This is a genomic window from Flavobacterium sp., assembly GCF_020217025.1.
Lineage (GTDB): Bacteria > Bacteroidota > Bacteroidia > Flavobacteriales > Flavobacteriaceae > Flavobacterium.
On the sequence record NZ_JAIWOF010000208.1, the window covers coordinates 1 to 10,000 of the forward strand.

The 10,000-nt window shown below is 31.3% G+C and carries 10 protein-coding genes, 1 tRNA gene and 2 pseudogenes; 7 read left to right on the forward strand and 6 right to left on the reverse strand.

Annotated elements, in window-relative coordinates; all coding sequences use genetic code 11:
- Together LDL23_RS10755 and LDL23_RS10760 are read left to right on the forward strand one after the other, a co-directional pair.
- Positions 1 to 81 (forward strand): annotated as a pseudogene (locus LDL23_RS10755) (bacillithiol biosynthesis deacetylase BshB1); the annotation flags it as partial.
- 74 nt (positions 82 to 155) lie between these two features.
- Positions 156 to 231 (forward strand) — tRNA-His (locus LDL23_RS10760).
- Between the two features lie 56 nt (positions 232 to 287).
- Here the strand turns inward: LDL23_RS10760 and LDL23_RS10765 are convergent.
- Positions 288 to 1,214 (reverse strand): SIMPL domain-containing protein, encoded by a 927-nt coding sequence (locus tag LDL23_RS10765; RefSeq protein WP_291265702.1) that lies wholly within the window; start codon positions 1,212 to 1,214, stop codon positions 288 to 290.
- 163 nt (positions 1,215 to 1,377) lie between these two features.
- Between LDL23_RS10765 and LDL23_RS10770 the strand changes: the two genes are divergently transcribed.
- The 3 genes from LDL23_RS10770 to LDL23_RS10780 all read left to right on the forward strand — a co-directional run bounded on the left by LDL23_RS10770 (position 1,378) and on the right by LDL23_RS10780 (position 3,701).
- Positions 1,378 to 2,277, forward strand: a complete 900-nt coding sequence (locus LDL23_RS10770; protein WP_291265703.1) for a hypothetical protein — start codon at positions 1,378 to 1,380, stop codon at positions 2,275 to 2,277.
- The gene (locus LDL23_RS10775; protein ID WP_291265704.1) at positions 2,243 to 2,821 is read left to right on the forward strand and encodes a hypothetical protein; all 579 of its coding nucleotides are present in this window, start codon (positions 2,243 to 2,245) and stop codon (positions 2,819 to 2,821) included. The genes LDL23_RS10770 and LDL23_RS10775 overlap by 35 nt, the downstream gene beginning before the upstream one ends.
- Positions 2,822 to 2,897: 76 nt before the next feature.
- On the forward strand, positions 2,898 to 3,701 hold the full coding sequence (locus tag LDL23_RS10780) for a hypothetical protein (RefSeq protein ID WP_291265705.1): 804 nt from the start codon (positions 2,898 to 2,900) through the stop codon (positions 3,699 to 3,701).
- A 91-nt stretch (positions 3,702 to 3,792) separates the two neighbouring features.
- Here the strand turns inward: LDL23_RS10780 and LDL23_RS10785 are convergent, their stop codons facing one another.
- The 3 genes from LDL23_RS10785 to LDL23_RS10795 are packed head-to-tail and all read right to left on the reverse strand — an operon-like array spanning position 3,793 to position 5,494.
- Complete coding sequence (locus tag LDL23_RS10785) at positions 3,793 to 4,359, reverse strand: YceI family protein (RefSeq protein WP_291265706.1); 567 nt, start codon at positions 4,357 to 4,359, stop codon at positions 3,793 to 3,795.
- 33 nt (positions 4,360 to 4,392) lie between these two features.
- On the reverse strand, positions 4,393 to 5,025 hold the full coding sequence (locus tag LDL23_RS10790) for an NAD(P)H-dependent oxidoreductase (protein WP_291265707.1): 633 nt from the start codon (positions 5,023 to 5,025) through the stop codon (positions 4,393 to 4,395).
- 16 nt (positions 5,026 to 5,041) lie between these two features.
- On the reverse strand, positions 5,042 to 5,494 hold the full coding sequence (locus LDL23_RS10795; RefSeq protein WP_291265708.1) for a MarR family transcriptional regulator: 453 nt from the start codon (positions 5,492 to 5,494) through the stop codon (positions 5,042 to 5,044).
- Positions 5,495 to 5,623: 129 nt separating this feature from the next.
- Between LDL23_RS10795 and LDL23_RS10800 the strand changes: the two are divergent.
- Positions 5,624 to 5,933, forward strand: a pseudogene (locus tag LDL23_RS10800) (rhodanese-like domain-containing protein).
- A 60-nt stretch (positions 5,934 to 5,993) separates the two neighbouring features.
- Here the strand turns inward: LDL23_RS10800 and LDL23_RS10805 are convergent.
- Both LDL23_RS10805 and LDL23_RS10810 read right to left on the reverse strand, forming a co-directional pair.
- Positions 5,994 to 6,974 carry a DUF2971 domain-containing protein gene (locus tag LDL23_RS10805; protein WP_291265709.1) on the reverse strand — a complete coding sequence of 327 codons (981 nt, stop codon included), beginning with the start codon at positions 6,972 to 6,974 and terminating at the stop codon, positions 5,994 to 5,996.
- Between the two features lie 113 nt (positions 6,975 to 7,087).
- On the reverse strand, positions 7,088 to 7,765 hold the full coding sequence (locus LDL23_RS10810) for a Crp/Fnr family transcriptional regulator (RefSeq protein ID WP_291265710.1): 678 nt from the start codon (positions 7,763 to 7,765) through the stop codon (positions 7,088 to 7,090).
- Positions 7,766 to 7,874: 109 nt separating this feature from the next.
- Here LDL23_RS10810 and LDL23_RS10815 point away from each other — a divergent pair.
- On the forward strand, positions 7,875 to 10,000 hold a 2,126-nt coding region (locus tag LDL23_RS10815), incomplete at its 3' end, for a heavy metal translocating P-type ATPase metal-binding domain-containing protein (RefSeq protein WP_291265711.1).

A 10,000-nucleotide genomic window follows, 5' to 3' on the forward strand; every position in this document is an offset into this window, starting at 1 on the left:
AGGCTTGTTGGAGTAGAATATGCTGAAGGTTTTACTACTGAAAGATATTTGGCTGTCAATAGCTTAGGCGATTTGAAATAAAATTGTAGTAAAAAAGTAAAAAAAATCTTTGCAAGATAGAAGTAAACCCCTATATTTGCACTCGCAAAACAAATGGTGATTGTAGCTCAGTTGGTTAGAGCGTCGGATTGTGGTTCCGAAGGTCGCGGGTTCGAGACCCGTCTTTCACCCTTAACATTGGAAAGCCCTGAAGTAATTCAGGGCTTTTTTTATTCCACAAACTTTCTTTAAATCGAAGTATCAATTTTATACGTCATCGTAAGTGTCAATACATATTGAATACCGACTTCCGTTTGGTTGGGATTGATGACTTTGTCAAAACCTGCACTTGAAATTCCGTCGTAGTAGAAAGTTTTATTTTTTCGGGCGATTTTCTTTAAATAGGGACTTCTATTGTTGTAATTGATTTGAATTTCTGCCGTTTCAAAGGCTTGATAGGTTTTGTATTGTGTTTCTGGGAAAACGGTTGCAAATTCTTCTGTAGCATTTGGAGTTCCAACGATTCGTTTTCCAAACGATTTCATGTATCGGATTTTTTTCGCTTCGGCTAAAACTAAGGCTTCATCAAAAAGAGCATTGTGAATTACATTCGTATCGGAATTAAAATAATCTACTTTTATCACATCATGAATTTCAAAATCGGAAGCTAAAGCAATTAATTTTTCCAAACTATTTACGTTTGAAGTCGTAATAATGATATTCTTTTTGATTTCAAATCCTTTATCCACTTGTTCCGAATTCAAGCCGCTCACTTCAAAATCATAAATTTTAGTTTGCGAAATAAAATCGATGTACACGTTTTCTTTTTTAATTCCTAAGGTTTTAATTTTGTCTAAAAATCCGTCAATTCGAGCATTAATTTTTTTACTACAACCCGAAACGGTTTCGTCTTCTTCGTTTAAACCTAACGTAATCACAAAACCATCGGCTTTTTTGTTCTGAAGCAATTTTACAGTAACCGTTAAATGATTGTCGTTAATAGAAACCACGGTGTTATTAGGTAAGTTACTCTGATTGTAATTGTTGCCGTTGTATGAGTTGTTTCCATAAATTTGGTTACCGCTAATTTGTGCCTGAGAAACGCTAAAAGTGAGCAATAAGGTAACAATAATCCAATTGATTTTTCCGTTTAAATGCAATACTGTTGTTTTCATAATTTTATATTTTTAAAGATTTAATGGCAATAGTACTTTGGAAATTAGAAAAACGTTTGGCAAAACCACTTTCCACTATCTGTAAAGATTTTTCGCTACATTTACAGTGGTTTTACAGTAGAAAAAAAATTGCAATCCATTACTTTTGACCCGAATAAAATTCATGAATCCATTAGACGTATTTCAACAACTTAAAAACGATGTGCTTTTGACCTATCAGAAGCAGTATCCTTATTTTGAGGGAAATTGGAAAACGTTTAGTTCGCAAGACATTCAAAATTTAATCCATTTGATTGCTATTCAAGTAAAACAAACGGTCAGCGAAAAATGGATTTACACGCATTTGAAAGTCGAAAACAACGATAAATTGCCACGAAAAGATATGTTGGATATTTTATCGCAATTGGTCGGTTATTCGGGTTGGGATGAATATGTGTTTAAATGGAAAGAAGAAGTAGTTCCAAATGTGGCTCAACCAAAACGAAATAATAAAGTTGTTTTTAGTGTTGGATTTATTGGTTTGTTTTTGATGGGAATTTTAATCTATCGTTATTTGAATAGGGAAGAAGTACAAATCATTCCCGTAAAAAATGCCTTTACCGAAGAGCAAATCAATAGTGAAGAAGTGAAAGCGGTAATGATTGAAAATGATGTGGAAACACCAATTGAAATTGTAGATTCAAAAATTCAAATTACGACAAAGGAAAGTGCTAAAATTGTACTGAAAAGTCCGTATTATAAAGACAAAACGGTTGTTTTAGGAAAGGAAAATCCAAATGAAATCAACTTACAACCAGATGATTATGCGATGATGCTAAAAGGTTTTATGAAATCGGATATTAAAGATTGGGAAACCCGAAAAGAGCAATTGCAAAAGATTTTAGCCGATGATTTAGAAGTTTTGGTGATGTTGAAAAATGATTTGGGAATTGAATATTTCAACAAGCAAGAATTTTCAGAAAAGTTGATTGTTCCAAGTGTTTCTTTGAAGCGAATGAAGGTGATTGATATTCAAAGTAATGACAAGAATGAGATTAAATTTATACGAATTATACAAGAATAAGATGTTATTAAGAAGCTGTATTTTATTGTTTTTAGTTGGTACATTTTCCGTTTTTGGTCAAAATGCGAATACGCCTGCTTCAACGGCAATAAAAGCAAATTTCACAATGGCTTCTGTAAAAGCGTACCAAGAAAGTGCGACTTTAAAAGTGGAAGATTATTACCAATATCTAACTTTATTATCAAGTGAATCAACATCCGAAACTTTAAAAGCTGAAATTAAAAGCAGTATTTACAGCTTATTTGAAAGTGAAAATATAAAAGTTATCGATTTTACCTCAACTGAAAATGCTACTATTTCATTGCATGAATTGATTGATAAAATTACGAATAAGAACTTTTCATTTTCGGTTGCTAATTTTGAAAATTCTATCGTATCAACGGATTATTGGACAACACAATACCAACTTACTGTTATGCAAAACAAAATTCCAATGGAATTTCAATATTATCAAAAAATTGGATTTAAACCTGTTGTGAAGACTTTTGGAACCACCAAAAAAGAAGTTTGGACTTTGTTTTTAGGAGAAGTTACCTTGCCATAAATTTTCTACTTTACGGATTTCCGTATTTATCATGAAAGTAATTTCTTATATTTGGAACTTTAACACCAATTAAACAATGAGAAAATTACTTATCATCTTCATTGGAATTACCGCTTTTGGTCAATCTAATTTAGATAAAGAAACTGCTAAAATAGTAGATGAAGGCAAAATGCTTTATAATTCAGAAATGGCTTCGTGGTATGGTACTGATATTTTTATTGAAATCTATAAGAATTCAGAAAATATAGGCGGTTATTTTTCATATACGGATAACGATGTTCCAAAATGTATCTTTTTTTCAAAAGATAAAAAACCAAAAGTTATTGGCACAATCAATTTTGAAGCTAAAATTAAATTGGAAACAGCAAAAGCCGATTTAAAAGAAAGAGAATTCACCAAAAATGAATTGGACTATTATGAGCTTAGAAAAGAAGCTATGAATATTATTTATTCCGATACTCTTTTTAAACATTATAATAATACGAGTTTTAATGTTGTGCCAATTATTAATAAAAAAGAAAAAAAAGTATTTGTTTTAACCGGACCAAAAGTTAATAACGTTATTATTTTAGGAAATGATTATTTAATGAATTTTGACAAAAATAATAAACTGTTAAATCGTAAAGCACTCCATAAAAATATTATTCCAATCCAAATTGATGGAGATAAAAAAATTGAGGCTACAATGCACAGTCATTTACCAGAGACTGGCGAATTTATTACTTCAACTGATATTTGTACTTTAATGCTTTATGGAAAACTTTACAATTTAAAAGAACACTTTGTTGTTTCTGAAAAGTATGTTTCCGTTTGGGATTATGAAAAAGATACTTTAAATGTGATGACTAGAGAAGCTTTTGAGAAAATGTTAGAAGAATAATGATTCCTCTTTTCTAGAGTAAAAAAACAAAAAAAGCCTTGAATTTCTTCAAGGCTTTTTTTGTTTTTCATAGCAAAGTTTCCCAGTTCAATTAGAATACTAATTTCACTTTTAATTCGAATTCGTCGCTGATTGTTTTGTCTCCTAAGTTGTCGAAGAAACTTCCAGATCCGTATTGGATTCCGTATTTAGTTCTGTCAACTTTTAAAGAAGTTTCAGCAGCATTTTTTCCAACAGTTAAATCAAATTTGATTGATTCTGTTTTCCCTTTGATTGTTAAGTCAGCAGTTACAGCGTAAACACCATTTCCTTTTTCACCAAGAGATTTGATAACTAAAGTAGCCGTTGGGAATTTTTCAACACCAAAGAAATCGTCAGATTTTAAGTGACCATCTAAGTTTGCTTTACTTTTTCCGTCTAAGTCAGTTGTATTAATTGTAGTCATGTCAACTGTAAAGTTTCCACCAACTAATTTTTTTCCTTTGAAAATTAAAGCTCCATCTTTTAAAGTAATTGTACCTTCGTGAGAACCTGTTACTTTTTTACCAACCCAGTTGATAGTACTTTTTGAAGCATCTACTTTTTTACTTGTTTGTGCAGTAGTTGCAAATGATACGAAAGCTACAAGAGCTAAAGCGATTGATTTGAAATTTTTCATGTTTTGAATTGTTTTAAATGTTAATGGTTATAATTAAATAGTAGTAAATAATTCTTGTTTTGGTTTTCTAACTTTTGCATAGTGTTGCGTTGCATCTTCTTCATGACGATATCCAACAGCTGCTACTAATGAAGCGTTTAATCCTAATGCGTTTAATCCTAAAATTTCATTGTATTTTTCTGGTTCAAAACCTTCCATTGGTGTAACGTCGATTTTTAATTCAGCTGCAGCATTTAAAAGATTTCCTAAAGCTAAATACGTTTGTTTTGAAGTCCAAACCGCTTTTTGCTCCAATGGTAACGGAACAATTTTAGATTTCATAAAGTCTGAATATCCTTTTAAATCCTCAACTGATAAACCTCTTGTATTAGCAATGTTTTGAACATAATCATCAATGTGTTGGTCTTGAACGTCCACAATGTTAGCAAATACTAATAGGTGAGAAGCTTCAACAATTTGCGATTGTCCCCAAGAAGCTGGTTGTAATTGCGCTCTAACTTCTGGATTTTCGATGATAAATACTTTGTATAACTGTAAACCATAAGAAGACGAACTCAATTGGATTGCATCTTTTAAAGTTTCTAAATCAGCTGCTGATATTTTTTTTGCAGCATCAAATTTTTTTGTAGCGTAACGCCATTTCTGATTTTCTATAAAATTTGTCATAGTAATTTTTGGGTTTTTAATTTCTAAATTTTTCAAGTAATTCGTTTAATAATTCTAATTCTGCAACGGTCAAATTTTGAGAAAAAGATTGTTCGTGTGCTTCAACTAATGGATCCAATTGCAATAATAGTTCCAAACCTTTCTCCGTAATGGTAATTTCCATTTTACGGCGATTGATGGGGCAAACTTCTCGAAGCACTAATTCTTTTAATAACAATTTGTCAACTAAACGTGTAGTGTTACTGGTTTTCGCAATCATGCGTTCTTGTATCATACACATATTAGCAGGCTTTCCTTTCTGACCTCTTAAGATGCGTAACACATTAAATTGTTCAGGGGAAAGGTCAAATGGTTTTAATATCTCATTAAACTTTTCCGAAATGACATTTTGAGTGTACATTACATTTAGTAATGTTTTCTTCTCCATTGCCATTGGCGAGTTTGGTTTTATGATTTCTTCTATTCTCATTTGATGTTGTAAAATTTGTATGTACAAATGTAGTTAACTATTTTATTTGTATGTACAAATGTTTAATAAATTTTTGTTAAAGTTTTAAAATTGCATTTTTTGATAGTACTTTTGGAAAAAAAAGATACAATGACAAACTTAGATCAAAATACGTGGTGGAGCCAGTTTTCGCAAGATGAGAACGGTGTTATATTAGATGTTCGTACTGAAGATGAATTTAACGCAGGTTATATTCCAGGTGCGATTAATATTGATATCTATAAAGGACAAGGTTTTATCTATAGAGTAGAGGAGTTGGATAAATCGAAAAATTATTATGTGTATTGTGCCCGCTGGTGTACGTAGTGCCAACGCTTGTAACGCCATGGAGCAATTAGGTTTTGAGAATACCTTTAATTTACTAGGTGGTTTTTCTAATTGGGAAGGACCAACAGAATAAAGAAAATCCGCTGAAGAGCGGATTTTTTTTGTGGGATAAGTTTTTTAGGAGCTATCATAATTATATTCTATAAGGAATTTTAGATTGGATTATTTCAATATTTTTATAACCTAATTTTGAAAGAAAAATTTCAATTGAATTCTTGTTTAAGTCATAATCTAAAGAAGGTCCAATAATGATTTTTTCGATAGGTAATTTTTTATAATTTGATTCTATTGAATGAGTATCGTTTTTGTCAACATATTCAATTTTATAAAATGGAATAATCAAACTACCATTACTGCGAAAAAAAAGTTTACTGTTATCATTTTCATTAATATTTTCGTCAATTTTATATTCTAGACGAAATTCTTTTTCTTCATCAAAGCTTGGGTCTTTAAAATTTGAGATGAACTCTTCTAGAATTTGCACAATTGATTTTGATACTAATAATTCATAATTATAATCAATCCAATCGATTGAGCTTTTAATATTTTCGAAGTAGTCGAGAATAATTTTGATGATTTCATAAATAATTTTTCTCTGAAATTCTTCTCGATATTCGATATTCATACAATTTATAAATCCACCATCAAAATATTCTAAATCACTGGTTTTAAATCCTACAGAAATACCTTTTCCTTGATTACCATAAGATCTCCATTGACTAAGTAAATCTCCATTTTTTGAAAAACAAGCAATATATCTAGTTGATTTATGAACTGATTCTAAATTTTTTTCAACATAAGTTAAAATTTTTAGTTTTGATTCTGAAACTTCATTATGAGTATGGAGTTTTAGGGTATCTAATATTATGTCCACTCCATGATCATATTCTTTTCTATCATTAAGGTAATTAAGGTTTGTAAAATAAAATGATTGGCTTTCTAATATTGAAATAAAACTCTCTAAAGTTGTGTAATGATAAACAATTTCAGAATTTTCAATTTTGTGATTGAGATTTGGATTTACGAACGCTTCATTGAGCAAATGGTTAGCTAACTGATATTCTAAATTTGCCCAAATTGAATCGTTAAGTTTTATTTTGTTGTTTTCTTCCATTAATTATTTGCTAACTTCTTAATATATCTAACAAACGTCGGTTTTATCTTTTCAAAAATACTAAAAAAATCTTACAATTTCACCCAACAAAAAATCCGCCGTAGCGGATTCTCTTATGTTAATCGTTTTAATTTATTCTTGTCCAAAAGTTTGATTTTCTTTCCAATCAACTCAATATATTCAGATTTGTTTAATTCGGAAAGTAAGCGAATACAACTCTCAGTAGCAGTTCCAATCATTCCCGCTAATTCCTCTCTTGATAGTTGGATACGTAAGGTGCCGTCTTCATTTTTACCAAAAGTATCTTCTAAGTAAATTAAAGTTTCAGCTAAACGTTGGCGAACGGTTTTCTGTGCCATATTTACCATGTGATCGTCGGCCCCTTTTAAATCTTCACAAATCGTTTTCATTACATTCATCGAAAACTGATTGTTTTGTGTAAAGAATTGCATTACTTCGCTACGAGGAATAAAACACACTTCCATTTCTTCTAAAGCTACAGCACTTAAATTAGCAGGCTCGTCACTAATCATCGAACGTTGCCCTAATAATTCACCTGGTTTTACCAATTTTACAATTTGGTCTTTCCCATTGTCGCTTAGTTTCGACAGCTTACAAACGCCATCTTTGATACAGTAAATACCATTAGTTACTTCTCCTTCTTCAAAGATTGGTTCCCCTTTTTTTATAGTGTAAGATGTTTTGCATTCGGCCATACGAATTAATTCATCTTTATTTAAGGCTTTTAATGAACTAAATTGCCTCACAATACACTGTTCGCATTTACCCATAGTAAGATTTTGTTTAATGTGTTTACAAAATTACAAAAATGTATGACAATTATCATATTTTGAGTTACTTTTATATAAGACATTTGTCACAGGTAAAATGAGCAAATTTATGGACGCAGAAAATTGTTTCCATTGTGGTAATGAAATTCTAAAAAAAGACGAGATTGTATTTGACGAAAAGAAGTTTTGTTGTAATGGTTGTAAAACTGTTTACGAAATCTTTAGTCAAAACGACCTAACGTGTTATTATGATTTTCAGGCAGCACCCGGCGCCACTCCACAAGACATTCAGGGCAAATATGACTTTTTAGACAATGAAGAAATTGTTACAAAATTGTTGGAATTCCAAGAGCGTACAACACACATTGTTTCACTCTACATTCCTCATATACACTGTAGTTCGTGTATTTGGATTCTGGAAAATCTACAAAAACTTCAACCAGGAATAAACGCATCGCAGGTTAATTTCCCTGAAAAGAAAGTCCGAATTACGTTTAATCCCGAACAAACTTCTTTAAAAGATATCGTCTATTTATTGAGTTCGATAGGTTACGAACCTTACATTTCATTAGAAAATTTTGATGAAGGCAAGAAAAAAATCGACCGAACTTTAATCTATAAAATAGGAGTAGCGTTTTTCTGTTTTGGAAACATCATGCTGCTTTCGTTTCCCGAATATTTTGAAGTAGAAGAATATTGGATTGATCAATATCGAGGATTTTTCCGTTGGCTGATTTTTGGATTATCGTTACCTACGTTTATTTATTCCGCTTCTGGCTATTATGTTTCTGCTTGGAAAAGTATGAAATCAGGATTATTGAATATTGATATTCCAATTGCTTTAGGAATCGTAGTCATGTTCGTAAGAAGTACGGTTGATATCGTTTTCGATTACGGACAAGGTTTCTTCGATAGTATGGCGGGATTGATTTTCTTTATGTTATTAGGAAAATTATTTCAGAAGAAAACATACGATTTCCTTTCATTTGAACGCGATTATAAATCGTATTTTCCAATTGCAATCACAAAAGTATTACCAAATGGAGATGAAGAATCAGTTCAAGTATATGATATCCAAAAAGGGGATAGGCTTTTAATTCGAAATCAAGAGTTAATTCCAGTAGATGGGATTTTAATTTCTGAAAAAGCATCTATCGATTACAGTTTCGTAACAGGTGAAGCGGTTCCGATTGAGAAAAAATCAGGAGATAAAGTCTTCGCAGGCGGAAAACAAATGGGAAAAGTGATTGAAATGGAAGTGTTATTTTCGGTTTCCCAAAGTTACTTAACCCAATTATGGAGTAACGATGTTTTTCAAAAACGCGTAGAACAACAACATAAAACCATTACCGATAAAATTAGTCGTTATTTCACGCCAGCATTATTAGCTTTAGCGGTAGTTTCCTTTACGTATTGGATTTTCATCGATGTACAAACTGCTTTTAATGTTTTCACTGCAATTTTGATTGTGGCTTGTCCATGTGCGTTAGCATTAACGGCTCCATTTACATTAGGAAATGTGTTGCGAATTCTAGGCAAGCGAAAATTATACTTGAAAAATGCTTTGGTAGTCGAACAATTAGCCAAAGTAGACACAATCGTTTTCGATAAAACAGGAACGATTACAACTAATAAAAAAACAGCTATTACTTATGAAGGAACGGAATTAAACGCATCCGAACTAAGATTATTGAAAAACGTTTTGCGTGGTTCGAATCATCCGTTAAGTAGAAGATTATATGATTTTATTCCAAATCAAGAAAAAATAGAAACTACAAGTTTTGAAGAAATCATTGGGAAAGGAATTTTCGCAGAAATTGAAGGAAATACCATAAAATTAGGTTCGTCACAATTCCTAAAAACCATGACCGAAAACACGCATAAGAAAACTAAAGTGCATGTGGAAATCAATGGTGTTTACAAAGGAAGTTATGTCTTCAATAATCAATACAGAAAAGGTTTAGAGGAATTGTTTGCTGATTTGGCTAAACATTACAATTTAGTTGTCTTATCTGGTGATAATGATGGAGAAAGAAGAATTTTAGAAAAAATGTTGCCTTCGAAAACGACTTTAGTTTTCAATCAAAAACCTGAACAAAAACTACAATACATAGAACAATTACAAAAAGAAGGCAAAAATGTCATGATGGTAGGGGATGGGTTAAACGATGCTGGAGCATTAGCACAAAGTAACTTAGGATTATCAATTTCTGAAAATGTAAATGTGTTCTCTCC

Excerpts from the sequence above, each read along its gene's own strand:
- LDL23_RS10810 (WP_291265710.1), bottom strand. The coding sequence starts at position 7,765 with ATGGGTAAATGCGAACAGTGTATTGTGAGGCAATTTAGTTCATTAAAA.
- LDL23_RS10775 (WP_291265704.1), top strand. The coding sequence starts at position 2,243 with ATGAGATTAAATTTATACGAATTATACAAGAATAAGATGTTATTAAGA.
- LDL23_RS10770 (WP_291265703.1), top strand. The coding sequence starts at position 1,378 with ATGAATCCATTAGACGTATTTCAACAACTTAAAAACGATGTGCTTTTG.
- LDL23_RS10785 (WP_291265706.1), bottom strand. The coding sequence starts at position 4,359 with ATGAAAAATTTCAAATCAATCGCTTTAGCTCTTGTAGCTTTCGTATCA.
- LDL23_RS10805 (WP_291265709.1), bottom strand. The coding sequence starts at position 6,974 with ATGGAAGAAAACAACAAAATAAAACTTAACGATTCAATTTGGGCAAAT.
- LDL23_RS10780 (WP_291265705.1), top strand. The coding sequence starts at position 2,898 with ATGAGAAAATTACTTATCATCTTCATTGGAATTACCGCTTTTGGTCAA.
- LDL23_RS10795 (WP_291265708.1), bottom strand. The coding sequence starts at position 5,494 with ATGAGAATAGAAGAAATCATAAAACCAAACTCGCCAATGGCAATGGAG.
- LDL23_RS10790 (WP_291265707.1), bottom strand. The coding sequence starts at position 5,025 with ATGACAAATTTTATAGAAAATCAGAAATGGCGTTACGCTACAAAAAAA.
- LDL23_RS10765 (WP_291265702.1), bottom strand. The coding sequence starts at position 1,214 with ATGAAAACAACAGTATTGCATTTAAACGGAAAAATCAATTGGATTATT.